We start from the raw sequence: 24,163 nt of genomic DNA on the forward strand, positions 1-24,163 counted from the left end.
ATAGGACGCAGAGCGTCCAGAAATGGCATGCCGACGCGAAGCGTCGCACGATAGTCGGTCAGGCTGTGCCGTACGGAGCGCTCAATCCAGCCCCAGTTTCTTCAGCCGATAACGCAGCGATCTGAAGGACAAGCTGAGCCTTTCTGCCGCTGCGGTACGGTTCCAGCGGGTTTCTTCCAGGGCCTGCAGAATCAGCTTGCGCTCGATGCTTTCCAGGTAATCTTCAAGGTTGTCGATGTCGGCCAGGCTAGGGCTGTTGGGTTCCTGGGGGCTGGCGGACTCTGCCAGGCGCAGATCGCTGGCGTGGATTTCATCGTTTTCACAGAGCGTGTAGGCGCGCTCCAGCATGTTTTCCAGTTCGCGCACGTTACCGGGAAATCGGTAGCTCTTCAGCGTCTCCAGCGCCTGCGCATTCAGGCGCGCCACCGGTTGCGTGCCATTGCCGGCAAGTCTTCGGAGAACACTGGCTGCCAGTTGATCGATGTCCTCGCGCCGCTCGCGCAATGAGGGTACGCGCACTTCGATCACGTTCAACCGGTAATACAGATCCTGACGGAAACGACCTGCCGCAACCTCTGCGTTCAGGTTCTTGTGCGTTGCGCACAGAATGCGTACGTCCACGATCTGTTCTTGCTGGCTGCCTACACTGCGGATGGACTTTTCCTGGATGGCTCGCAACAGTTTTACCTGCATGGCCAGCGGCAGGTCGGCCACCTCGTCGAGAAACAGCGTCCCGGTATGTGCCGCCTGAAACAGACCAGGCTTGTCTTCGTGGGCGCCGCTGAAACTGCCTTTGCGATGGCCAAAGAATTCGCTTTCCATCAGCTCGGAAGGAATGGCCCCGCAATTCACCGGTATGAACGGTTTGTCGATGCGCGGGCCCTGCTCGTGGATCAGCCGCGCTACAAGCTCCTTGCCACTGCCCGATTCGCCGCTGATGTAGATCGGCGCCTGGCTGCGGGCCAGCTTGCCGATCTGGTTGCGCAAGGTACGCATCGCTAGCGAGTCGCCCAGCAGGCGGCTGTCGATGCTGCGTGCTGGCTGGGCGCAAGGCAGGCTCAGCGCACTATTGACCAGTTCGCGCAGCCTGCCGAGGTCAACCGGCTTGGTCACAAAATCGAAAGCCCCGGCCTTGAGCGCGTTAATCGCGGTGTCCAGGTTGCCGTGGGCAGTGATCATCGCCACCGGCAAATGGGGGTAGCCGTGCTGGATATGCTGGACCAGCTCAAGGCCATTGCCGTCGGGCAGACGCATGTCGGTCAGGCACATGTCGAACGGCTCGCGGGCCAGCCAGTCGTGGGCCTCGGCAACATTGCGGGCGCATCGGGTATCGAGTTTCATGCGCCCCAGAGTGATCTCCAGCAGTTCGCGGATATCCGGCTCGTCATCGACTATCAGGATTTTTTGCCGTTGGCTCATGCTCAGCTCGTTTTGAACGGGTGGGCGAAGGTTATGCGCAGACAACTGCCGCCACCTTGCCGCGGGACGTATTCCAGGTGCGCCTGATTGCTTTCGCACAGCTCGCGTGACAGATATAGACCAAGACCGGTGCCTTTGCTTTCCGTGGTGAAAAACGGCTCGAACAGCTTGGCCAAATGTTGCTCGCTGACCCCCGGCCCGTCGTCCTGCACTTCAAGAATCGGCAAGTCGCTTTGTTGGTCATGATGCAGCTTCAGCCAGACCTGCGCTGACGAATGATTTCTGCCGCTGTAGCGCAGGCCGTTCTGTAGCAGGTTGGTCATGATCTGGGTCAGTTGCCCGGAATCCATGCGGGTTGTCAGCGTTCCGGGGCTGATTTCAACATGAACCGACTGTCCGGCAGTGGCGGCACTGCGAAGCTCGGCAACAAAGTTTTCCAGCCAGGTTTTCAGGTCCAGCAATTCGGGTTGCGACTCACGCCGGCGTGACAGTTGCAGAACATTTTCGATGACCCGATCAATACGTCCCGACTGGTCATGAATGATCTGTCCCAGGCGTCGGTCCGCTGCACTGAGTTCTTCAGATTCGTTGAGTAACTGTGCGGCATGGCTGACTGCGCCCAGCGGGTTGCGTATCTCGTGGGCAATCCCGGCGGTCAAGCGTCCCAGCGCGGCGAGCTTGAGCTGCTGCGCCTGATGGGCAATCTGCGACAGGTCTTCAAGAAAGATCAGCGTCTGGCGCTGATCGCCACGATTGAGTGCGGCAAAGCTCGGTTGCAGCACCGGCCCGATGGGTGAAGTCGTGACGCTGCGCGGCACCATGATCGGGTTGACGAGCCACTGACGCAGGCGTTCCACCAACTGCGGCGAGTAAGCGTCGATAACCTGGCCGACCAGTCGCTCGTGGCCCAGTAGGGTAAGGGCACCTTGATTGGCCAGCAGCACCTGACGGTTGGCATCCAGTACCAGAATGCCGGTACGCATGCGTTGCAGGATCAGCGCGTTGAGTTCTTCAAGGCTGTCGACATCCGCTGCACGCTGTTCGGCCAGCACTTCGCTGACCTGCATGCGCGCTGTCAGCGCTTGCACCAGCAGTGCGGCGGCGAAGCACAGGGCACCCAGAGAGCCGGCCTGCACGTAGTCGTTGGAAACCGACGGTGTACCGAAGCTGATATAGAACGTCAGGTAGATGATGCCGATGGCAGAAACGGCGGCGATCAGCAAACCGATACGGCCCCGCAGCAATACATTGCTGATTGCTACGGAAGCAATCAACAGATTGCCTATGCCGCTGGAAGGGCCACCCGCCGCGTAGAACAGCGCAGAGAGCATGATTGCGTCAGTCATTGCCAGACTGAACAGCTGCGCCTGACGGCTGGGACGCTCCAGCAGCACGACGACCAGAATATTGAACACTAGATACAGCCAGCAACCCGAACGGAACAGGTTCGGATTGGCCAGTTGCAACAGTTCGGTTTCCAGGCTGCTGGAAATCAGCAGGACCAGTACGACGCCGATGGTCAGTCGATAAAGGTGGTAAAGCCGCAGGATCCGTTGCGCCTGTGGGCTGGCAAGCGAGGGCGTGTCAGCGGTCACGTGCCGCAGGGCCTTCCAGGCGGTGTGCCTCGCTGCAATACCATTGCTGTGCCTGGCTCAGCGCGCGATCCTGAGGCAGATGAACGCCGCAGTGTGCGCAGCGCACCATCGGGGTGGCCGCTATTTCAGGCGGCTCGGCACGGGATTTCGGCTTGGGGGGATTGATCAGGCGCTTGACGAACCAGATCACCGCCGCGATCAACGCGGCCCACATGAGTAAGCGAACCATGACTACCAGCTTAGTGATTGACGATGGCGCAGTGTAGCCAAGGTACAGTCAGGCGCACAGTGGCTGCGTTGCATAAATGTGCTGCATAAAAAAAGAGGCCCGAAGGCCTCTTTCTTAACGCCGTGAAGATCAGTCGAACAGACCCAGGGTCATGTAGCTGAACCACGAACGGCTCTTGGTGCCTTTCGCTTCGGCATCTTTTTCCGCCTGCTCGTCCAGCTCTGCCTGATTTTCCGGCAACAGCTCTTTCGGAATGGCGTCCTTGGCGTCTTGATACTGCTTCTTGATGTCCTGATCGGCACGGGTCTGGCCCGGTGGCAGCGGTGCGCTACCGTCGATCAGGCCAAGGGTCGCTTTCGACAGCCACGAGCGGTTGTCAGCTTCGGCCTGACGCGGGGTGAACTTGCCGTCAGCCAACTGCGGGTGGTTCGGGTAGTTGGTCTTGAGCACTTCAAGGCTGGTGGCTGCCAGGTCGTCGAGGTGCAGACGCTGATAGGACTCGACCATCACGGCCAGACCGTCACCTACCGATGGCGTCTCCTGGAAGTTTTCCACGACATAGCGGCCACGGTTGGCGGCGGCGACATAGGCCTGACGGGTCAGGTAGTAGTCGGCCACGTGAATTTCGTAGGAGGCCAGCAGGTTGCGCAGGTAGATCATGCGCTGCTTGGCATCCGGCGAATAACGGCTGTTCGGGAAGCGGCTGGTCAACTGAGCGAACTCGTTGAACGAGTCGCGGGCAGCACCCGGGTCACGTTTGGTCTGGTCCAGCGGCAGGAAGCGCGCCAGCAGGCCGACATCCTGATCGAAGGAGGTCAGGCCCTTCATGTAATACGCGTAATCGACGTTCGGGTGCTGTGGATGCAGGCGGATGAAACGCTCGGCAGCGGATTTGGCTGCTTCGGGTTCACCGTTCTTGTAGTTCGAGTAGATCAACTCGAGCTGGGCCTGATCAGCGTAGCGACCGAACGGATAGCGTGATTCCAGCGCCTTGAGTTTCTCCGTAGCACTGTTATAGCTGTTATTTCCCAGGTCGGCCTGCGCCTGCTGGTACAGCTCGACTTCGCTGAGGTTTTCGTCGATGACTTCCTTCGACGAACAGGCCGCAGTCAATGCGAGGATGGCGATCAGCAGCAGGTGTTTCACTTGCATGGCGGCTTGCGTCCCTATAACGGCCTGCTGTCTTGGGCGGGGCCGTCCTGTTATGATGAGCGCCCCGCGATACCAGCGGGACAAAAGACGCCGTATTTAACCACAAGCGCGCTGCCGAAACCAAAGGCTAGCCGCCACCTAGTCTGGTCATGTCCGAAAATATAGAACTCCGCGCAGAGGTGCCGTCCGAATTGGGCGGTCAACGCCTCGATCAAGTCGCCGCACAATTATTCGCTGAGCACTCGCGCTCGCGCCTTTCCGCCTGGATCAAGGACGGCCGCCTGACTGTGGACGGAGGCGTATTGCGCCCCCGCGACATCGTGCATGGTGGCGCTGTTCTCGAGCTGATTGCCGAGCAGGAGGCCCAGGGTGAATGGGTTGCTCAGGACATCGAGCTCGACATCATCTATGAAGACGACCAGATCCTCGTCATCAACAAGCCTGCGGGTCTGGTGGTGCATCCGGCTGCCGGTCATGCCGACGGCACGCTGCTCAATGCCTTGCTGCACCATGTGCCGGACATCATCAATGTTCCGCGTGCCGGCATCGTGCATCGCCTGGACAAGGACACCACTGGTCTGATGGTGGTCGCCAAGACCATTCAGGCACAGACCCAACTGGTTACCCAGTTGCAGAGTCGCAGTGTCAGCCGTATCTACGAGTGCATCGTGATCGGCGTGGTGACCGCAGGCGGCAAGATCGACGCACCGATCGGTCGTCACGGCCAGCAGCGCCAGCGCATGGCGGTGATGGAAGGCGGCAAGCAGGCGGTCAGTCATTACCGCGTGCTGGAGCGCTTCCGTTCGCACACGCATGTGCGCGTCAAGCTGGAAACCGGCCGTACGCACCAGATCCGCGTGCACATGGCGCATATCAACTACCCGTTGGTCGGCGACCCGGCCTATGGTGGTCGTTTCCGCATTCCGCCAGCCGCCAGCGTGACCATGGTCGACTCGCTCAAGACGTTCCCGCGGCAGGCTCTGCATGCCCGCTTCCTGGAGCTGGATCATCCGATCACCGGCAAGCGCATGAGCTGGGAATCGCCACTGCCGGATGATTTCGTCTGGTTGCTGTCGCTGCTCAAGCAGGATCGCGAGGCGTTCATCGGGTGAATGACTGGCTGACACCTGACTGGCCTGCGCCAGCTCGGATCAAGTCGTGCGTTACTACTCGCTCGGGTGGGGTCAGCCTGGCCCCGTTCGACAGCCTCAATCTGGGCGATCACGTCGATGACAGCCCGCAGGCCGTGGCGAGCAATCGCCTGCGCCTGACCTCCCGTCTCAACGTTGAGCCCGCCTGGTTGAAGCAGGTGCATGGCGTAGACGTCGTGCCTGCCGATCCATCCCGCGTCGTCGAGGCCGATGCCAGCTGGACGAGCACGCCTGGCGTCGCCTGCACCATCATGACCGCCGATTGTCTGCCCGCGCTGTTCTGTCGTCGTGACGGCACGCGGGTAGCAGCAGCGCATGCCGGCTGGCGTGGACTGGCGGCCGGGGTGCTGGAAGCGACGGCCGACAGCCTGCAGAGTGCTCCCGAAGACATCATGGTCTGGCTTGGTCCGGCTATCGGCCAGCCGTCTTTCGAAGTCGGCCCCGAGGTGCGTGAAGCCTTTATCCACAGCCATCCGCAGACAGCCGATGCATTTGTCGCCAGTTCGAACCCTGATCGTTTCATGGCCGACATCTACAGTCTTGCCCGGCTGCGACTCGCTGCGCAGGGCATTCATGCGGTGTATGGCGGCGGCCTGGACACTTTTACCGACTCTCGCTTCTTTTCCTACCGCCGTGGCGCTCGCACCGGCCGCTTCGCCTCGCTGATCTGGATTGATCACGCCTGATTACAGGCTCTTTTGCGCGGGCCAGCTAGGCTTGCCTGAACAGACGTCTGATCTGTATCAACCACGGCCCGCTTGAAACGCGCAGAATCGTCCGCATCTAACTGGCTATTCAGCAGGTTTTCTTTATAGGTGTGTTCATTGCTCCGGCCTGCATTAAAGGAAGGTGACTAATGCGTATCGACAGATTGACCAGTAAATTACAGTTAGCGTTATCCGATTCCCAGTCGCTGGCCGTTGGCCTCGACCATCCCGCCATCGAACCTGCGCACTTGATGCAGGCGCTGCTTGAGCAGCAGGGCGGTTCCATCAAGCCTCTGCTGTTGCAGGTAGGCTTCGACATCAACAGCTTGCGCAAGGAGCTGAGCGCAGAGCTGGACCGACTGCCAAAAATCCAGAACCCCACTGGCGACGTCAACATGTCGCAGGATCTGGCGCGCCTGCTTAATCAGGCCGACCGTCTGGCGCAGCAGAAAGGCGATCAATTCATTTCCAGCGAGCTGGTGCTGCTCGCGGCAATGGACGAGAACAGCAAGCTCGGCAAATTGTTGCTGGGGCAGGGCGTCAGCAAGAAAGCTCTGGAAAACGCCATCAACAACCTGCGCGGCGAAGGTGCCGTGAATGACCCTAACGTCGAAGAGTCGCGTCAGGCGTTGGACAAGTACACCGTTGACCTGACCAAGCGTGCCGAAGAGGGCAAGCTCGACCCGGTGATCGGCCGCGATGACGAGATTCGTCGCACCATTCAGGTCCTGCAACGCCGTACCAAGAACAACCCGGTGCTGATCGGTGAGCCTGGCGTGGGTAAAACTGCTATCGCCGAAGGCCTGGCGCAACGCATCATCAACGGCGAAGTGCCAGATGGCCTGCGCGGCAAACGCTTGCTGTCGCTGGACATGGGCGCATTGATTGCCGGTGCCAAGTACCGTGGCGAGTTCGAGGAGCGCCTGAAGTCGCTGCTCAACGAACTGTCCAAGCAGGAAGGCCAGATCATCCTGTTCATCGACGAACTGCACACCATGGTCGGCGCCGGCAAAGGCGAAGGCTCGATGGACGCTGGCAATATGCTCAAGCCTGCGCTGGCTCGCGGCGAGCTGCATTGTGTCGGTGCCACCACGCTCAACGAGTACCGCCAATATATAGAGAAGGACGCTGCGCTTGAGCGTCGTTTCCAGAAAGTGCTGGTCGACGAACCGAGCGAAGAAGACACCATCGCAATTCTGCGTGGCCTGAAAGAGCGCTATGAAGTGCACCACAAGGTCGCCATTACTGACGGTGCGATCATCGCCGCGGCCAAACTGAGCCATCGCTATATCACTGACCGCCAGTTGCCCGACAAGGCCATCGACCTGATCGACGAAGCGGCCAGCCGCATTCGTATGGAGATCGACTCCAAGCCTGAAGTGCTTGATCGTCTTGAGCGTCGCCTGATCCAGCTGAAAGTGGAAGCTCAGGCACTCAAGAAGGAAAAGGACGAGGCGGCTATCAAGCGCTTGGAAAAACTCCAGGAAGAAGTGGTGCGCCTTGAGAAGGAATACGCCGATCTCGAAGAAATCTGGACCTCGGAAAAAGCTGAAGTAACGGGTTCTGCGCAGATCCAGCAGAAAATAGAGCAGTCCCGTCAGGAACTGGAAGCGGCGCGTCGTCGTGGCGACCTGAACCGCATGGCCGAGTTGCAGTACGGGATCATTCCGGACCTGGAACGCAGCCTGCAAATGGTCGATCAGCACGGCAAACCCGAGAACCAATTGCTGCGTAGCAAAGTGACCGAGGAAGAAATTGCCGAAGTCGTGTCAAAGTGGACCGGTATTCCAGTGTCGAAAATGCTGGAAGGCGAGCGCGAGAAGCTGTTGCGCATGGAAACCCTGCTGCACAACCGGGTAATCGGTCAGGAAGAAGCGGTGGTCGCGGTCTCCAATGCCGTACGTCGCTCGCGTGCTGGGCTTTCCGACCCGAATCGTCCAAGCGGTTCGTTCATGTTCCTTGGCCCGACCGGTGTGGGTAAGACCGAACTCTGCAAAGCGCTGGCCGAATTCCTGTTCGATACCGAAGAGGCGATGGTGCGTATCGATATGTCCGAGTTCATGGAGAAACATTCCGTGGCTCGTCTGATCGGCGCACCACCGGGCTATGTCGGTTACGAAGAGGGCGGCTACCTGACCGAAGCCGTGCGTCGCAAACCGTATTCGCTGATCCTGCTCGACGAGGTCGAGAAGGCGCATTCCGACGTGTTCAACATCCTGTTGCAGGTGCTTGAAGACGGACGCCTGACTGACAGCCACGGGCGGACGGTGGACTTCCGCAATACCGTGATCGTCATGACCTCCAACCTGGGCTCGGCGCAGATCCAGGAACTGGTCGGTGATCGTGAAGCGCAACGTGCTGCGGTGATGGATGCGGTCGGTACGCACTTCCGCCCGGAATTTGTGAACCGGATCGACGAAGTGGTGATCTTCGAACCGCTGGCGCGTGACCAGATCGCCGGTATCACCGATATTCAGCTGGGCCGCCTGCGCAAGCGTCTGGCTGAGCGCGAGCTGGCGCTGACCCTGAGCCCCGAGGCGCTGGACAAGCTGATTGCCGTCGGTTACGACCCGGTCTATGGAGCACGGCCGCTGAAGCGGGCGATCCAGCGCTGGATCGAGAACCCGCTGGCACAGATGATCCTCTCGGGCAGCTTCATGCCCGGTACCACCATCACCGGCAAGGTGGTCGACGACGAGATCGTGTTTGCCTGATAGCGCTCGCCAGCTCTATATAGAGGGCCCTCTCGCCGAGGGCCTTTTTTCTGAGGATGCTGCCAGCAGTAAAATCGGGCCTGAAAGGGGATCTGGGAAAAAATCGCAAATCATTGTCTTAAAAAGCAATTTATAGGGTTGACAGGTGTTTTTAAAATTGTAGAATAGCGCGCCTCAGAGACGTGAACGCAACGATACAAACGAAGCGCAAAGGTCGATGAGATTGAAATCAACGAGTTAACAGCACGATGGTTTCAAGGCAACAGGTTGTAAAGTTGAATCTGAAATCGATAGTTCCGCGATAGCTCAGTTGGTAGAGCAAGTGACTGTTAATCACTGGGTCCCTGGTTCGAGTCCAGGTCGTGGAGCCAGATTTCGCAAGGTTCAATGCAGTTTCAGTCGGGGTATAGCGCAGTCCGGTAGCGCGCCTGCTTTGGGAGCAGGATGTCAGGAGTTCGAATCCCCTTACCCCGACCATATTTGGGTCGTTAGCTCAGTTGGTAGAGCAGTTGGCTTTTAACCAATTGGTCGTAGGTTCGAATCCCACACGACCCACCATTTTTGGTCAGTTTGTATCTGGCTGGATCTTAGGGAGTGATGCCACAAGCGTCACCCAAATAGAAAACGCCTCCTCGGAGGTGTTTTTTAGCATCATCGGGGTATAGCGCAGTCCGGTAGCGCGCCTGCTTTGGGAGCAGGATGTCAGGAGTTCGAATCCCCTTACCCCGACCATTTTCGCCCAGCTGTATCAGGGTTGAAGATCAGAGCTCAAAAACAGTTGTTTTGAGCTCAACAAAAAAGGCGTCCTTCGGGACGCCTTTTTTGTTTGGGGTTTATAGCTGCAACACCCGTCAAGCGATCAGTACTTCGTACGCATGACCCCACCTGTAAGACTGCTTGCACGCTGTCTGGCTACGCACAACTGACTCAAGGCGAACCCCGGCTTCCCACGATCCCGCATTAGTTATGCCTGGTTTACACCATGTCTGTTGATTGGGTGGCCGCGCTAGCCACACCCACCAGCGACACTTCCGCGGTTGGCGCAAAAATCATATCGTTGTTGCCCAGATCCTGGGTCCAGTCGCCGGTGAGGGCAATCTCAAACCGATGGCCCTGAGCGTCAGGTTCCACATCCTTGAGGTAGGTGCGGTCCAGATCCGTGTTATAGGCCATCTTCAGCGTAGTGCCGGTACCGTCACCGAATCCTGTGTAACCCAGCGCCGACACATCGATCTTGTCGTTGTTGTCTGCGAACCGGACAATCAGGTCCACGAAGCTCTGGCTGTCCGTGCGGTAGCTGTCAGTGGCTGCCGTGTAGCGGAATACGTCAGCGTCATTGATGCCATTACGGCCATAGACCGAAAGGTTCGGGTCGTCGCCGCCGATCAGCAGGTCGGCGCCCGCGCCTCCGATGATCACATCCGAGCCTCTGCCGCCGTCGATACGGTCATTGCCGGCAAGGCCATAAATGACTTCCGACATTGCGCTCCCCGTGATTACGTCCTTGCCAGCCGTTCCTTCGACGGTGGGGGCTGTGAACACCAGGTTGTTGCTGTTCAACTGCCCCGTCAGGTTGCCTTCAAACGCCAGTTCGAAGCGCTGTCCGTTGGCATCGGCATCGAAGCTTTTCAGGTATGTGCGAGTGCCCTCGGCGTTGGCCTGGATGGCCAGCGTACCATTGTGGCCATCGCCAATGCCGGTAAAGCCCAACGCAATCAGATCGACACGGTCCTGAGCGGCGTCGAAGTCCAGAATCCGGTCGCTGCCTGTTTCGGTAGCGGTACGATAGCTGTCGCTGATCTGGGTGAAGCGGAAAATATCTGCGCCCGTCCCGCCTGCCAGCACGTCACGGCCACCCCCGCCTTGCAGCACATCGTCTCCGCCCAGGCCGCGGATAATCTCGGCCGTGTCGTTGCCAATCAGGTGATTGGCCTGGCTGGATCCGTCCACGTGGTATTGGCCGTCCTGGCTGCCGAAGGTGGTGTCCAGGCTGCCATCGGCGTTCAGACGGGTGATCACGTCTCCGGCGATAAGGATTTTGCCATCGGGCTGAACGATTGCCGAGTGGGCATAGTTCGACGCGCCTTGGGGTACCTGGATTGTCAGCTTGCCATCGTCACTAAAGGAGTTGTCGAACGAGCCATCCGCATTCAGCCGCAGTACGTTGAAAGCGTTATTGTCGTTACTCTCGCCGGCCACGATGATCTTGCCATCGGCTTGCACGGTTATCGCAGCGCGGTAATCCAGCCCCAGCGCGGTATCGAAGTACACCACGCCGTCCACGCCAAACGCGGTATCCAGGCTGCCGTCAGCTGCAAGTCGCTGAACGGCATAAACCGGATCGCCCGGGTCGTGAGGGCCGTCGGCGCCCACGTACAGCCAACTGCCGAGCAATACGCTGCCGTCGGGCTGCACAACGGTGGCGATATTACCGGTGCCGTAATACCCGGTCGGGTTGAGGACAAGTGCGCCGTTGACACCGAAATCCTCGACCGGCGCCCCGGTGCTGTCCAGCTTGAACACGATCGCCTGGGACGTGCCGCGAAGGCTGACGTACACCGAGCCATCTGCTGTGGCGTAAATAGCCATTCCATCGGTGCCGAACGGGACATCAAGGCCCGCGGCACCGCCATTGCCGAATGTGGTATCCAGGGTGCCATCCACGTTAAAGCGCTCTACCTTCAAACCGCCAAGCCCTGGCTGCGCCGATAGCACTTTACCGTCGGCCTGTACCGCCATTACGTAGTAAGCATAATCTTCCGGGTCCAGGTTGCCGGGCACGAGGGCAATTCCCTCTTGGCCGAAGCTGTTGTCCAGGCTGCCGTCACTGTTGAGGCGCACCGCCGTGTAGCTGCCGCGCGTGCCATAGCTTTCATCGCCCGGCGAGCCAGGGTAGCCAATGGCAGTCTGGAAGCTTTCGCCGCCGACAAGGATTTTGCCGTCAGGCTGAAGGATGATGCTCCAGTTTGAATCGCCACCCGTGGAGGGGTCGACCTGCACTGTCCCCGGGCCTGTTCGCACGGTGTAGTTGATGGTGGCCTTGCTATCGATTGACGCCATGACATTGTCCTTTAGGCATGGAACCCGAACGGATTGGGAAGGGGCTTGCACGGATCCTCTGGATCTGACCTTGGCAGGATGGATAAATGCGAACGTTTTGTGTTCTGCGGGCAGCACACCGTGTCAACTGCACACTTGCGGCAGGGCTCCAATATTGAGCAAGCGGCTAGAAGCGTTAGTTGATCGGGGTCGATCATCAGAGATGAGCGCGAGTGGTTGCGTGCTGCCGGCGAAATGCACTGAACGCCTCCGCCCAGTCTGACTCCAAATCTTGCCCCGGCGCTCAAAGCCAACGCATCACGTCGATGGGTGTTTGAATCCTCTGCCCAATCAAGGAATTCCCATGACCGACCCACGTAACGTCGCCCACGACAAAAAAGTTCAGCAAGAGAAAAAGAACCACGGCGAAGAAATTGCGCCCAACGCTGAACACGCGCCTCAGCCAGGCATGAAGCCAGCACTCAAGCATGACGACGATGACAAGCAAGACGAGCACGCTTGAGCCAGGTATAAGCCTGACTTGAAGATTGAGCTCAACAGAAAAGGCGTCCCCAGGGACGCTTTTTTTTGTTCAAGGATAAATTTTCAGCCGAGACCGCTTTGAACATAGGGCACCTCGCTGAAGACGTCGGTAGGCTCCATGAGCAGATAGCCCCGCAGTTATTTGCTTTTTCGCAGTCCTTTGACAGGCATGTCCAGGTGTTCAAGCCTGCTTTAGCCAGTCGCGCCTGTAGCTTAAATAGCCCAGCTCAATAGTCCTGGGCGGATGCATCAAGCAAGCTGGGCAGTGCCGTGCGTGGTGGTACAAGTATCGGTGCGACCTTGTACAGCCGAACCTCTGGCTCGGGTTGGTCGATGAGTTCAAAGGCCAGCTCAAGGATGCGTTCGACGTTCTGTCGCATCATGTAGACCGGGAAGGGCAGGAAAGAGGCGAAGGGGTCGTAGTCGAAGCAGCCCACCACCAAGTCCGCGACAGGGTCCGTCGACTGCTGCGGCAGCACGCCGAGCAGGCCCTCCAGGTTGATGGTGGAGTTGATGAACACCCCTCTCGGCAACCGCCCATGGCATTGGACGTGAGCGGTCAGGGCCTGGCGGGTCATGGCTGGCGAATAGCCGGGGGCGCTGAAGACGTCGTCGCTGGTGGCTTCGCCGAAATGCGCTCGCTTGGCGGCCAGAAATCCGCCGATCCGTTCCCGGCTGGCATAGTCGGAGTAGCCGCCGAACAGGCAGAGATCCGTCGATGACAGGTCGCTGATGGGCGCCAGTTCGCTGAGGATTGCCTGCGTCAGCTCGAAGGCGCCGGCGTAGTTGTCACTGGTGATCGATGGGGCGAGGGTACCCGGCAGGTCGAGATTGAGATGCCGCACGCCGGCACGCGCGCAGGCGCCGTGGATGCTGTCCGGATCGGTAGCGCCGACGATGAATAGCTCGTCGATGGAGTAGGCCAGCAGCGACTCCACGGTACTAAGCTCCAATTGCGGATCGCGGCAGCCGCTGACGACCAGCGGGCAGAGGCCACGCGCCCGGACGCGTGCCTCGAAGCCTTGCGCCAGTGCGGAAAAGAAACGGTTGTCGTAGAGCGGCAGCATCAGCCCGACCAGGCCGGAACGAGACTGCCGCAGGCCACGGGCCTGCAGGTTGGTGCTGTAACCATGTTCGTCAGCGAGAGACTGGATGAGCTGCGCCGTCGCCTCCTTGATCCGTCGTTTTCGCCAGGAGCCGTTGAGCACCGCGCTGACGGTGGAAGCGGAAGAGCCCGAAAGCTGAGACAGATCGTAGATGGTCGCTTTCTTCTTGCTGCTAGGGGGCATCACAGAGCTTTTCCATTGGTCGCAAAGTCACTTGACAGTGGTAGAAGTCGAGGAGTAAATCTTATTGCACCATCGATTGTGCAATTTACGCAGCATCGTCGATGGGATTGCAATCTGGTCTGCAATGCTGTGCCGCTGGCCATATCCATCTTTCGTCGGATCTCGTGATCGGCGTCGGTCGGGTGTGTGTCGTCAGGTAGGGGAGTATAGCGATCCTGAGCCTCCAGCCGCAGCACACCCCACCCACCGGGCGGGGCCGCAGTCTACGAATAGCCCGGTTCAAAGCCCTATCCAAGGATAACAAGAAAATGGCGCGAATCTTCAAGCTCTCCCGGCTCTCCCGCACCGTGCTGGCATTTGCCGTCGGCACCAGTCTGGCCGCCTCCGGTCTGCAGGCGGCCCCGCCCGCGGCATCGCCGGTGGCTTTCCTCATGCCCGACCAGAGTTCCACCCGTTACGAAGAGCACGACCTGCCAGGCTTCCAGCGACAGATGAAGACGGTCTGTGCCGACTGCCGAGTGATTTACCAGAACGCCAACGGCGACGCCTCCCGTCAGCAGCAGCAGTTCAACGCCGCGCTGTCGCAGGGGGCCAAGGTCATCGTTCTCGATCCGGTGGATTCCAAGGCGGCGGGCTCCCTGGTCCGTCAGGCGCAGGCCCGTGGCGTCAAGGTCATCGCCTACGATCGACCGGTGACCTCGGTGCCGGTCGATTACTACGTGTCCTTTGACAACGAGGCGATTGGCAAGACAATCGCCACCTCGCTGGTACAGCACCTGCAGGCGCAGAAGGTCGATCCGCAGAGCGGTGGCCTGCTTGTGATCGGCGGCTCGCCCACCGATGCCGCTGCGGGGCTGATCAAGAAGGGCATCATGGCCGGGCTTGCCGAAGGCGGCTATCAGATCCTCGCCGATTACGACACGCCCGAGTGGGCACCCGCCAAGGCGCAGCAATGGGCCAGCGGCCAGATCACCCGCTTTGGCAAGCGCATCCTGGGCGTGGTGGCTGCCAACGACGGTACCGCTGGCGGTGCGGTGGCTGCTTTCAAGGCGGCCGGGGTGAGTCCGGTGCCGCCGATCACCGGCAATGATGCCACCGTGGCCGGCCTACAGCTGATCATTGCTGGCGACCAGTACAACACCATCTCCAAGCCCAGCGAGATCGTCGCCAGCGCGGCGGCTGATGTTGCGGGCGAGTTTATCGCTGGCAAGACGCCCAAGCCTGAGACCACGCTGTATGACGCGCCGTCGCGGTTGTTCGTGCCGACTCTGGTCACGGCCGAGAATTTGAAGGCGCAGATTATCGATCAACGTGTGGCCGGCCAACCGATCCAGACCGCTGCCCAGCTGTGCACGGATCGTTATGCCGCGGGTTGTCAGAAACTGGGCATCAAGCCCTGATGACATTGCGCGGGCGGGGCAAGCGCGGTAATTGACGGACAGCCGCCTTGCTCAGCTCGCGCTGACTTCTTACGTCCTGCTGGACATCAACAACAATACAAGGGAGTCAAACATGGCTGATCATCCCGGCCAGACGGTCCCGCGCGAGCCCGTATTGAGCTTGCGTGGTATCTGCAAGAGCTTCGGTGCGATCTCGGTGCTATCCGATATCGACCTGGACCTGTATCCCGGCGAAGTGGTGGCCCTGGTCGGTGACAATGGCGCCGGCAAGTCCACCCTGGTCAAGATCATCTCTGGCGTTCACCAGCCCACCTCCGGTTCGCTTAAGGTGGGCGGGCAGGCGGTGAGCCTTGCCAGTCCCGCCCAGGCCCAGGCGCTGGGTATCGCTACAGTGTTCCAGGACCTGGCGCTGTGCGAGAACCTCGACGTCGTGGCCAACATGTTTCTTGGCCGCGAACTGCACCCGTGGGCCCTGGACGAGACCACCATGGAGGTCCGTACCTGGAAGCTACTGGGCGAACTATCGGCGCGCATTCCCAGCGTGCGGCTACCCATCGCCGCGCTCTCCGGCGGGCAGCGGCAGACGGTGGCCATCGCAAGGTCGTTGCTGCTTGAACCCAAGGTCATCCTGCTCGACGAGCCCACCGCTGCTCTGGGCGTGGCCCAGACCGCCGAGGTACTCAACCTCATCGAACGGGTGCGCGACCGGGGGCTGGCGGTGGTGGTCATCAGCCACAACATGGAAGACGTGCGGGCCGTGGCCGATCGCATCGCCGTGCTGCGTCTTGGGCGCAACAACGGTATTTTCGCCCCGGACGTGAGCAGCCAGGAGCTGATCGGCGCGATCACCGGGGCTGACGACAATTCGGTCTCGCGGCGCGCTCTGCGCCGTCAGGCCGCCACCCTCGAAACCAGTCAGGAGCAGCCGTCATGAGCCAGACCAACGAAACGGCGGCGTTACTCGACCGGAGCGACAGCCGCGTCAACCAGACCGTGGGCCTGGCCGCCAGCCTCAAGGCCACGGCCGAGCGGATTCGCGCCGGAGACCTCGGACCGCTGCCAGTAGTGATCGGCCTGGTGGTGATCTGGACCGCGTTCGGCGTTTTGAATCCGGTGTTTCTCTCCAGCGCCAACCTGTCCAACCTGCTGTTCGACGCCGCTACCGTGGGCATTATTTCTCTTGGAGTTGTGTGCGTACTGATGGTGGGGGAGATCGATCTGTCCGTGGGTTCAATCAGCGGCTTCGCGTCAGCGCTGGTGGGCGTTCTCTGGGTCAATCAGGGTTGGCCGGTGGGCTTGGCGATCCTTGCTGCCCTGGTCGCGGGTGCCCTGATCGGCAGCCTCTATTCGCTGCTGTTCACCCGCCTGGGCATGCCCAGCTTCGTAGCGTCTCTGGCGGGACTGCTGACGGTGCTGGGATTGCAGCTTCAGGTGCTTGGTAACGCCGGCTCCATCAACCTGCCGTACGACTCCTTCCTGGTGAGCTTCGGCCAACTCGACACCCTGCCGCCGCTTCTGGCCTACCTGCTGGCGGGTCTGACCGGCACGTTGCGGTTCGTCAATGGCTACCGGGAACGGGCGCGGCGGCGCCAGGCGCAGCTGTCGTCGCCCTCGCTGGTCGGGCTGGCGCTGCAATCACTGGCCCTGACGGTCCTGCTCGGTTCTGTCGCCTACTACCTCAACCAGGATCGTGGGGTGCCGTGGATCTTCGCCTTCTTCGTCGCGCTGGTGGTGGCGATGAATTATGCCTTCACCCGGACCCGCTGGGGTCGCAGCCTGATGGCGGTGGGTGGCAATCGCGAAGCTGCGCGCCGCGCGGGTATCAATGTGCGGCGCATCTACACCTCGGCCTTTGTGCTGTGCGCCAGCCTGGCCGCGCTGGGCGGCATCCTCGCCGCGGCGCGGCTGGCCTCGGCCAGTCAGCAGGCGGGGACCGGTGACGTCAACCTCAATGCCATCGCCGCGGCGGTGATTGGCGGCACCAGCCTGTTCGGCGGTCGCGGCAGTGCCTACTCCGCCCTGCTTGGGGTGATCGTTATCCAGTCTATCGCCAGCGGCCTGACCATGCTCGATCTGTCCTCGGCGCTGCGCTACATGATCACCGGTGCCGTTCTGGCGCTCGCGGTCATCATCGACGCCCTGGCGCGCCGTTCGCGGGCTGTCCACGGGCGGGCGTGACGCTGACACCCCACTTTCGAATACAGAGGTGAACACATGAACCAGAAACTATCCATGAAAGTCGCCGCCATCACCGGCGGTGCCTCCGGTATCGGCCTGGCGTGCGCCAAGGAAATGCTCGCTGCCGGTGCCCAGGTGGCGTTGATAGACCGCTCTCGCGAAGGCCTGGAAAAGGTCTGCGTCGAGCTGGGCCCGAACGCCTTTCCCGTGGTGGTGGACCTGCTTGATCCGGACAGCGTCAAGACCATGCTGCCGCAGATCCTCGAGCGCTTCGGCCGGCTCGACATCTTCCACGCCAACGCCGGCGCCTACATCGGCGGCGAAGTTGCGGATGGCGATCCGGATCAGTGGGATCGCATGCTTAATCTGAATATCAACGCCGCCTTCCGTTCGGTGCAGGCGGTGCTGCCACACATGATCGAACGGGGCAGCGGCGACATCATGCTGACCAGCTCCATCGCCGGGCTGATCCCGGTGGTTTGGGAGCCAATCTACACGGCCTCCAAGCATGCCATCCAGGCCTTTACTCATAGCCTGCGTCGGCAATTGATTAAACATGGCATTCGCGTCGGCGCGGTGGCACCCGGGCCGGTGGTCACCGCGTTGATCAGCGACTGGCCGCAATCCAAGCTCGACGAGGCCAAGGCGTCGGGTGCCCTGATGGAGGCCAACGAGGTCGCCGAAGCGGTGCTGTTCATGCTGACCCGGCCGCACAACGTGGTGGTCCGCGATCTGGTCATCATGCCCTTCAGCGTGGACCTTTAATGCCATGAGCCGACATTTCATAGGTGTCGATGTGGGAACTGGCAGCGCGCGGGCAGGCGTGTTCGACGCCAGCGGGCGGCTGCTGGCCGCGGCCAAGGCTCCGCTTGAAATCTGGCATGGCGGCGGACAGCGGGTCGAGCAGTCGGCTGAGCAGATCTGGCAGGCCATTGTCAGCAGCGTCCGCTGCGCGCTGGACAAGGCTGGCGTCGGGGCCGAGGCTATCGCTGGCATCGGCTTCGATGCCACCTGCTCGCTGGTGGTGGTAACGGCCGCGGGCGATCCGGTCGGCGTCGGCGACTCAGGCGACGACCAGCGCAACGTCATGGTCTGGATGGATCATCGCGCCACGGCGGAGGCGATCGAGATCACCGCGACTGGCCATCCGGTACTGCGCTACGTAGGGGGGCGCATGTCGCCGGAGATGGAAACGCCCAAGCTGCTCTGGCTCAAACGTCATCGGCCACAGGCTTTCGACCGCGCCGGGCATTTCTTCGACCTGGCAGACTATCTCACCTGGCGTGCCACCGGCGACCTGGCGAGGTCGGCCTGCACCGTCACCTGCAAGTGGACCTATCTGGCCCACGAGCAACGCTGGGACCCCTCCTATTTCGAGACCATAGGGCTTGGCGAACTGGCAGAAGAAGGTTTCGTACGGCTTGGCACGCGCATCGTCGAACCCGGTACGCCCTTGGGCCAAGGGCTCTGCCCGAGCGCGGCAGCCGAGTTTGGCCTGCTGCCGGGCACGGCGGTGGGCGCGGCGCTGATCGACGCCCATGCTGGCGGGGTCGGCTCCCTCGGCGGTGCCTCCCCCGATGGGCAGACGACGGTCACGCAGCGTCTGGCCTATATCTTCGGCACTTCGGCCTGCTCCATGGCATCCAGTCCGGTGCCGGCCTACGTCGATGGCGTCTGGGGCCCGTATTACTCGGCTATGCTGCCGGGGCTCTGGCTCACCGAGGGCGGGCAGTCGGCTGCGGGGTCGGCCATCGATCACCTGGTCTCTCTGCATCCGGCAGTGGGAGAAGCACGCGAGACGGCCGCGCAACAGGGCCAGACGCTGCTTGCCTGGCTCGAAGCCCAGGTGGCGCCCCTCGGCAGCGCGGCGCTGGGCCTGGCCGACGGTCTGCACGTGGTGCCCGAATTCCTCGGTAACCGTTCGCCGTTCGCCGATCCCGATGCCCGTGCGGTGCTCGCTGGGCTGACCCTGGATCGGGAGCTAGAGGGACTTCCCGGCTTATACGTCGCTGGCCTCTGCGGCATCGCCTACGGTCTGCGGCAACTGCTCGAAGCCTTGGCGCGTGACGGTATCCCTATCGAGCTGATCGTTGCCAGTGGCGGTGCAGCCCAGAGCGATTTCGTCCGGCAGTTGCTTGCCGATGCCACCGGTGTACCGGTGGCGGTTAGTGACACCGAGGAACCGGTATTGCGAGGGGCGGCCATGCTGGGTGCCGTTGCTGCTGAAGCGGGTCTCCGTCTGCTCGATGTCATGGAACGCATGGCGAGCCTGGATCGCGTGTTTACACCGGTAGAGGGAGCGCTCGCAGACCAGCATCGCAGGCGCTACGCTGCGTTCGAGGTTCTTCAGGCAGCTGAACGAGAAGTGCGATCTATATTCATTCGAGAATGAGTTCGACCCTGAAGTCCGTGATGAGCCTGCTCAACAAAAAAGGGTCCAGACGCCCCGTTTTCGGTGCTGTACTGGACCCTTGGCGATCAAGCTTGCTCCCACGGCCTTAGGCCAGAATCGAGAGCAGACTTGTGTATAACGCCGAGCGCTACAACTACGGTCAGAAGCGAACAGTCACGCCTGCATTGACCGAATGGAAGCGCGTGTCGGTACCGAACTGCCCTTGGTAGGACAGGTCCAGATCGGTCTGCCTGTTCAAGCGCAGTTTCGCGCCCACTTCAGTCAAGGCGGTGTTGCGCGTTTGAGCGACGCCCTGCACTTCGAAGTTTGGCCCGCCGGCGAAAGACTGGACGTTGCGCGGGTCCAGGTCACCGTAGGCGCGTCGCCATCCTACTGAGCCGTAAACCTGCGTATTGACGTTCGCCACATTGATGCTCGACGACGCGCGCAGACCCAGTGTCGAGAAGAAGGTGTCCTGTTTATCGCTGGACACGTCCAGTGCGGCTGGCCCGCCTTTTTCGTGCAGGTCTTTGGCGTCGTAGCGCACGTAGGAAAGACCGGCGAAAGGCTCCAGAGCCATGCTGCCGACCGGTATGCGGTAGGCCGCTTCACCACTTGCCTGCAGCGACTGGGCGTTGCGTTTGCCGGTCAAGTGATCACTGAATCCGGCAAACGCCACATTCCGCTCACTCTCCAGCTTGTGCCAGGTGTAACCGAGGTCAGCACTGAGGCGCAGGGCATCGATCTGGCCACCGGTGTAGAGGCCCAGATGATAGTTGTCGCTGTGACCGTCAGCATCGCTGTCATCGGCGTCGAACTTCGAACGGCTGTAGCCAGCGTAGACGCCACCGCGCCAATCCGGTGTGAAGCTACCATCTGCCCCGAACAGCAGGCCGCCAGTGCTTTGGTGCAGACCACCGGCACCGTTATTGCCGCTTGTCTTGGTCCAGTTGCCGAATGGCTGCACCCAGGCACCGTTTTGCGTGGTCGGTGTGCTTGGCATCAGATTGAGTGCCATGGCAGGCATGCGCAATGTTCCCGTATCCAGCAGATTACGCATACGAGTGCCCAGTACTCCCGATACCACCTGGCTATTAGCGATCAGGGCTGTCGAGGTACTGCCGAGGTAGTCGCCAGACAGTTGATCGGCTGCGTTGCGAGCGCTTTCGGCATCCAGAATCAGCAGGTTGTTGTAGAGGCGCAGCGGCTCACCGCTTTGCTCGAGTACGCTCAGCGCGCCAGCGGTATTGAACTGGTTTTGAGTCAGCATGACCGTCTGAAAGATGCCTGGTGTTGGTGCGGGTTCTGGAGTGGGCGTAGGTGTAGGCTCTGGTGTTGGTGTCGGCTCAGGAGTTGGAGTTGGCTCCGGTGTTGGAGTTGGGGTTGGCGTAGGTGTCGGCTCTACGCTTTTTTGCTCGATGGTGAGGTTCAGATCATTGGCGGTACGCTGCAGTCCGACATTCAGGAACGCCGAGTTGGTCAGCGCCTGGGCATAGGCGGTGCCTGCGGCGGCACCGTCGACCACACCGCCCTGAGCAGAGAGCAAGGTGTAAGTTCTGCCGCTCTGATAGCTTTGCGCAGGATCCAGCGCAGTCACGTTGACCTGCGTACCGCGCAGGGTGGCTGTGCCGCTTACGTTGATCTTGTCTGCTCTACCGTCGCCTGCGATGTCCGCGGCGTAACGTGAGCCTGCGGCCATGTCGAGGTCGCCTTGTATGGCCAGCGCACCTATGGCGTTTTCTCCGGGCGACAGAGTACCGCCGGAAGCTACCTGCGTAGTACCCACCTGACCGACGCCGGCCAGAACGCCGCCGTCCAGTACCTGTGCGCTGTTGGTATACGTCCCGAACTCGGTGCGCCCGGCAATACCGTTGACCACCAGGGTGCCGTTGCCTACGTTAAACCGCGAAAGGCTTTGGGTCGTGGCTGTATTGCCGCGCTGATTGACCTGGTCGACGTTCCCCGACAGCACCAGTCGCCCGCCGCGCACAACGACGCTGCCGGCCAGCCCGGTAAGGTCGCCGCTCAAGGTGGTATTGCCGTTGAACGCATACACTCGGCCCGTTCCGTTCAGCGTGTTGGCAACCTGCAGATCAGTATCGGTATGGTTGAACGCCAAATGCCCCCCGTTGCCGGTGCCGAAATTAATGGCGGTTTGCGGGTCCAGTCGGCCGGCCGCCTGAGCTGTTCCGGCAGTCGTCGAATCGATATCGGTACGGTTGGGGTCGGTCACGACCGGACCGCCCACAGCAAGCGTGCCGCGTGTCGGGTTGTTGATGCTGCTGATGGTGCTGATGAGAATACCGTTGGTAGAACTCAGCTCGGCACCGTCGGACAGCGTCAGGTAAGTGCGAGAGTCACTGGTGCCGAGCGTCATGCTTTGCGCTGCCAGGCGGGTGCCTTGTCCGGAAATACTCACCTGATTGCTGCGGCCGATGATGGCCGAACCCAGTAAGAGCGAGTCGGTGGTCAGTACTGCGCCGTTATCGAGAGTAAGGTTGTTTCTGTTTCTGAACGCGCCACTGTTGTCCCAGCGGGTTCCGGCGCCGGAAAGATTGACGACGGAGTCGATGTCTACCTGCTGGCTGTTGATCTTGCCGCCATCATTGGCCGTTATGCTCGACCTGTAGACAAACACCCCACCGGCTTCGATATTGACCGCGTCGACCAGGGAGTTCTGGCCACTCACCAGCAACTGCGCGTTTGAAAATGCGTTGGAGCGAGCGCCGTTGACATCACCCAGATCCAGATCCCGCACCGACACCTGACCCCCGTTGCGCACGTTCAGGTCGCCTTGACCGACCCCACCGACAACGATCGTGTTACCCAGTACAAATGAGGTACGCGGTACTACCCAGCGCGAACCGGCCCCTTCGACTATGACGCTGGCCTGGGCAGGGTTGACGCCGGTACTGCTGGCTTGGCCAACAATGTTGCCGCCTTCGCTGGTCACGGTTGCGCCACTGTTGATGGTGAGGCTGGAAGAGTTGCCGTCAGTTGACCGCACCTCGATCGAGCCATCAATGACGCGGTCGCTGTTAAAGGTTTCCTGACCATTGGTAAGAACGTAATCCGCTGCCTGAGCATCTGGAAGCAGTGCAAGAGTAACCGCAAAAGCAAGCGGGGATAGTTTGAATAAGGGGTTCATAGCGACTCCAGATACTCCATAAAGACCACAAGGGGTGGCTGCCAGCCCTGAGGGCTTAGGCGTTTCCGTTCGGCGGGGTGCCAACAACGGGAGTATTGAGAGGCGAAGGTTGAATGGAAATAGCACGCATGTACTAGCGGCACGTACGCGTATGTACTAGTGGCACACAGTAATGTCCGGTTTAATCAGTTGGCCAGTGATGACTTAGTGCATCTGTACTATTGATGTTCTGTTGCGCCGTGACTACGGTTGCGTGCGAAGTTATTCGACGTTAATTATTTAAATAATGAGTGGCAGCGTTAGGTGTCTGGTGTGCCAGTTAGTGGAGTGTGTGAATGAAAAGTGTAGTCTTGTTTCCGTTGATTCTGGCATTGTCTGGGTGTGCGGGTCTTGATCAGGCCATGTCAATGACCAATGGCGTCCTTGATCAAACGGGTGATGTACTGAGCGGGGATTTCAGAGGGCTGGCCGAGGCCAGAGAAACAACCTTGACAGAAATATGGCGCGATTGGCAGACCAATGAGGTCACCGCGAAAGAGAAATGGGACGCCCGAACACTGATCATTCCTGGCGTCGTACAACGCATTACCAAAACAGGGACGGCAGTAGGTCAGAATCAGATTGCGGTCATCTTCAGCGATCCGTCCAATCCCAAATGCACGGGCCAGGGCCTCACCCGCGATGACCTGTTGGTCAACAAGAAAAAAATAAGCAGCTTCAAGAAGGGCGACAGGGTTCTTGTGAAAGGTGTGTTGGGCACCAGTGAATCAAAATGGACCGACAATGATGCTTGCTGGCTGTCTTTTGACAAAGCCGAATTCACACTTCAGAAATAAACGCCATCAGCACAAAACCCGGACAGTGTCCGGGTTCTGTAAGGCGTATTGATAACGCTGTCAGTTCTGCCAGGTTGTGTAATAAACCGGAATACCCCGCGAGTTGGTGATAGACGCATAGTTGAAACCTGGTGCAAACGACTCTCCGCCTGCGAAGGTGTAACCAAATGCACTGAATTCAATACCGCCGCCGACCTGGCTCAACTCGGTCTCGTTCAGCACTCGAAGTGCTGGTCCGGCAGGAAGTGCATCATGTGCCTGTTGTGGGTTCACTGCTTGAGTCATGGCGTTGTTTCCTCTAAAAGGGTTATTGATAGATCAGGGCTTCCGTACCGTTGAACGACGGAAGACAACACCATTAAAGTCACCGC

18 protein-coding genes and 4 tRNA genes are annotated in these 24,163 nt (G+C 60.2%); 14 read left to right on the plus strand and 8 right to left on the minus strand.

Annotation, left to right across the window (positions count from 1 at the left end; translation table 11 throughout):
• Positions 1-81: 81 nt before the first annotated feature.
• The 4 genes from KP808_RS03630 to KP808_RS03645 form a co-directional block, all read right to left on the minus strand.
• On the minus strand, positions 82-1,419 hold the full coding sequence (locus KP808_RS03630; RefSeq protein WP_230017461.1) for a sigma-54-dependent transcriptional regulator: 1,338 nt from the start codon (positions 1,417-1,419) through the stop codon (positions 82-84).
• A 2-nt stretch (positions 1,420-1,421) separates the two neighbouring features.
• Positions 1,422-3,014 carry a two-component system sensor histidine kinase NtrB gene (locus tag KP808_RS03635; RefSeq protein ID WP_230017462.1) on the minus strand — a complete coding sequence of 531 codons (1,593 nt, stop codon included), beginning with the start codon at positions 3,012-3,014 and terminating at the stop codon, positions 1,422-1,424.
• On the minus strand, positions 3,004-3,243 hold the full coding sequence (locus tag KP808_RS03640) for a PP0621 family protein (protein ID WP_002551997.1): 240 nt from the start codon (positions 3,241-3,243) through the stop codon (positions 3,004-3,006). The genes KP808_RS03635 and KP808_RS03640 overlap by 11 nt, the downstream gene beginning before the upstream one ends.
• A 129-nt stretch (positions 3,244-3,372) precedes the next feature.
• Entirely contained in the window at positions 3,373-4,395 is a 1,023-nt protein-coding gene (locus KP808_RS03645) for an outer membrane protein assembly factor BamD (protein ID WP_005733851.1), read from the minus strand.
• A 149-nt stretch (positions 4,396-4,544) separates the two neighbouring features.
• On the opposite strand from KP808_RS03645, the gene rluD reads away from it, so the two are divergent.
• From rluD to KP808_RS03680, 7 genes are all read left to right on the plus strand, one after another.
• Entirely contained in the window at positions 4,545-5,507 is a 963-nt protein-coding gene (rluD, locus tag KP808_RS03650; protein WP_230017463.1) for a 23S rRNA pseudouridine(1911/1915/1917) synthase RluD, read from the plus strand.
• Entirely contained in the window at positions 5,504-6,232 is a 729-nt protein-coding gene (pgeF, locus tag KP808_RS03655) for a peptidoglycan editing factor PgeF (RefSeq protein ID WP_230017464.1), read from the plus strand. The genes rluD and pgeF overlap by 4 nt, the downstream gene beginning before the upstream one ends.
• Positions 6,233-6,402: 170 nt before the next feature.
• Entirely contained in the window at positions 6,403-8,967 is a 2,565-nt protein-coding gene (clpB, locus tag KP808_RS03660) for an ATP-dependent chaperone ClpB (RefSeq protein WP_004663469.1), read from the plus strand.
• 295 nt (positions 8,968-9,262) lie between these two features.
• A tRNA-Asn gene (locus KP808_RS03665) sits at positions 9,263-9,338 on the plus strand.
• 29 nt (positions 9,339-9,367) lie between these two features.
• Positions 9,368-9,444 (plus strand) — tRNA-Pro (locus KP808_RS03670).
• Positions 9,445-9,449: 5 nt separating this feature from the next.
• A tRNA-Lys gene (locus tag KP808_RS03675) sits at positions 9,450-9,525 on the plus strand.
• 97 nt (positions 9,526-9,622) lie between these two features.
• Positions 9,623-9,699 (plus strand) — tRNA-Pro (locus KP808_RS03680).
• A 243-nt stretch (positions 9,700-9,942) separates the two neighbouring features.
• On the opposite strand, the gene KP808_RS03685 is transcribed toward KP808_RS03680, so the two are convergent.
• Positions 9,943-12,027: a calcium-binding protein gene (locus KP808_RS03685; protein ID WP_230017465.1), complete on the minus strand. Its 2,085-nt coding sequence runs from the start codon at positions 12,025-12,027 to the stop codon at positions 9,943-9,945.
• Between the two features lie 343 nt (positions 12,028-12,370).
• On the opposite strand from KP808_RS03685, the gene KP808_RS03690 reads away from it, so the two are divergent.
• Positions 12,371-12,529: a hypothetical protein gene (locus KP808_RS03690; protein ID WP_122259806.1), complete on the plus strand. Its 159-nt coding sequence runs from the start codon at positions 12,371-12,373 to the stop codon at positions 12,527-12,529.
• A 247-nt stretch (positions 12,530-12,776) separates the two neighbouring features.
• Here the strand turns inward: KP808_RS03690 and KP808_RS03700 are convergent, their stop codons facing one another.
• A complete protein-coding gene (locus KP808_RS03700; protein WP_058400323.1) occupies positions 12,777-13,838 on the minus strand; it encodes a LacI family DNA-binding transcriptional regulator in 1,062 nt (353 codons plus the stop codon).
• A gap of 347 nt (positions 13,839-14,185) precedes the next feature.
• Between KP808_RS03700 and KP808_RS03705 the strand changes: the two genes are divergently transcribed.
• From KP808_RS03705 to KP808_RS03725, 5 genes are all read left to right on the plus strand, one after another.
• Complete coding sequence (locus KP808_RS03705) at positions 14,186-15,238, plus strand: ABC transporter substrate-binding protein (protein WP_230017466.1); 1,053 nt, start codon at positions 14,186-14,188, stop codon at positions 15,236-15,238.
• A gap of 112 nt (positions 15,239-15,350) precedes the next feature.
• Entirely contained in the window at positions 15,351-16,172 is an 822-nt protein-coding gene (locus KP808_RS03710) for an ATP-binding cassette domain-containing protein (RefSeq protein ID WP_230017467.1), read from the plus strand.
• Positions 16,169-17,416 (plus strand): sugar ABC transporter permease, encoded by a 1,248-nt coding sequence (locus tag KP808_RS03715; protein ID WP_058400325.1) that lies wholly within the window; start codon positions 16,169-16,171, stop codon positions 17,414-17,416. The genes KP808_RS03710 and KP808_RS03715 overlap by 4 nt, the downstream gene beginning before the upstream one ends.
• 36 nt (positions 17,417-17,452) lie before the next feature.
• The gene (locus KP808_RS03720) at positions 17,453-18,181 is read left to right on the plus strand and encodes an SDR family oxidoreductase (RefSeq protein WP_058400326.1); all 729 of its coding nucleotides are present in this window, start codon (positions 17,453-17,455) and stop codon (positions 18,179-18,181) included.
• 4 nt (positions 18,182-18,185) lie between these two features.
• Complete coding sequence (locus KP808_RS03725) at positions 18,186-19,808, plus strand: FGGY-family carbohydrate kinase (protein WP_230017468.1); 1,623 nt, start codon at positions 18,186-18,188, stop codon at positions 19,806-19,808.
• Positions 19,809-19,968: 160 nt separating this feature from the next.
• Here KP808_RS03725 and KP808_RS25900 read toward each other — a convergent pair whose 3' ends face one another.
• A complete protein-coding gene (locus KP808_RS25900; RefSeq protein ID WP_268257618.1) occupies positions 19,969-22,956 on the minus strand; it encodes an autotransporter domain-containing protein in 2,988 nt (995 codons plus the stop codon).
• A 335-nt stretch (positions 22,957-23,291) separates the two neighbouring features.
• Here KP808_RS25900 and KP808_RS03740 point away from each other — a divergent pair, with 335 nt between their 5' ends.
• Complete coding sequence (locus KP808_RS03740) at positions 23,292-23,792, plus strand: hypothetical protein (RefSeq protein ID WP_219170924.1); 501 nt, start codon at positions 23,292-23,294, stop codon at positions 23,790-23,792.
• A 60-nt stretch (positions 23,793-23,852) separates the two neighbouring features.
• Here the strand turns inward: KP808_RS03740 and KP808_RS03745 are convergent, their stop codons facing one another.
• Entirely contained in the window at positions 23,853-24,077 is a 225-nt protein-coding gene (locus KP808_RS03745; protein ID WP_005782644.1) for a hypothetical protein, read from the minus strand.
• Positions 24,078-24,163: the final 86 nt, after the last annotated feature.

It is taken from the genome of Pseudomonas savastanoi (assembly GCF_020917325.1).
In the GTDB taxonomy this organism is placed as follows: Bacteria; Pseudomonadota; Gammaproteobacteria; order Pseudomonadales; family Pseudomonadaceae; genus Aquipseudomonas; species Aquipseudomonas amygdali.

Excerpts from the sequence above, each read along its gene's own strand:
- clpB (WP_004663469.1), top strand. The coding sequence starts at position 6,403 with ATGCGTATCGACAGATTGACCAGTAAATTACAGTTAGCGTTATCCGAT.
- KP808_RS03645 (WP_005733851.1), bottom strand. The coding sequence starts at position 4,395 with ATGCAAGTGAAACACCTGCTGCTGATCGCCATCCTCGCATTGACTGCG.
- KP808_RS03725 (WP_230017468.1), top strand. The coding sequence starts at position 18,186 with ATGAGCCGACATTTCATAGGTGTCGATGTGGGAACTGGCAGCGCGCGG.
- KP808_RS03740 (WP_219170924.1), top strand. The coding sequence starts at position 23,292 with ATGAAAAGTGTAGTCTTGTTTCCGTTGATTCTGGCATTGTCTGGGTGT.
- KP808_RS03690 (WP_122259806.1), top strand. The coding sequence starts at position 12,371 with ATGACCGACCCACGTAACGTCGCCCACGACAAAAAAGTTCAGCAAGAG.
- KP808_RS03640 (WP_002551997.1), bottom strand. The coding sequence starts at position 3,243 with ATGGTTCGCTTACTCATGTGGGCCGCGTTGATCGCGGCGGTGATCTGG.
- KP808_RS03685 (WP_230017465.1), bottom strand. The coding sequence starts at position 12,027 with ATGGCGTCAATCGATAGCAAGGCCACCATCAACTACACCGTGCGAACA.
- KP808_RS03630 (WP_230017461.1), bottom strand. The coding sequence starts at position 1,419 with ATGAGCCAACGGCAAAAAATCCTGATAGTCGATGACGAGCCGGATATC.
- rluD (WP_230017463.1), top strand. The coding sequence starts at position 4,545 with ATGTCCGAAAATATAGAACTCCGCGCAGAGGTGCCGTCCGAATTGGGC.
- KP808_RS03710 (WP_230017467.1), top strand. The coding sequence starts at position 15,351 with ATGGCTGATCATCCCGGCCAGACGGTCCCGCGCGAGCCCGTATTGAGC.
- KP808_RS03700 (WP_058400323.1), bottom strand. The coding sequence starts at position 13,838 with ATGCCCCCTAGCAGCAAGAAGAAAGCGACCATCTACGATCTGTCTCAG.
- KP808_RS25900 (WP_268257618.1), bottom strand. The coding sequence starts at position 22,956 with ATGAACCCCTTATTCAAACTATCCCCGCTTGCTTTTGCGGTTACTCTT.
- KP808_RS03720 (WP_058400326.1), top strand. The coding sequence starts at position 17,453 with ATGAACCAGAAACTATCCATGAAAGTCGCCGCCATCACCGGCGGTGCC.
- KP808_RS03715 (WP_058400325.1), top strand. The coding sequence starts at position 16,169 with ATGAGCCAGACCAACGAAACGGCGGCGTTACTCGACCGGAGCGACAGC.
- KP808_RS03745 (WP_005782644.1), bottom strand. The coding sequence starts at position 24,077 with ATGACTCAAGCAGTGAACCCACAACAGGCACATGATGCACTTCCTGCC.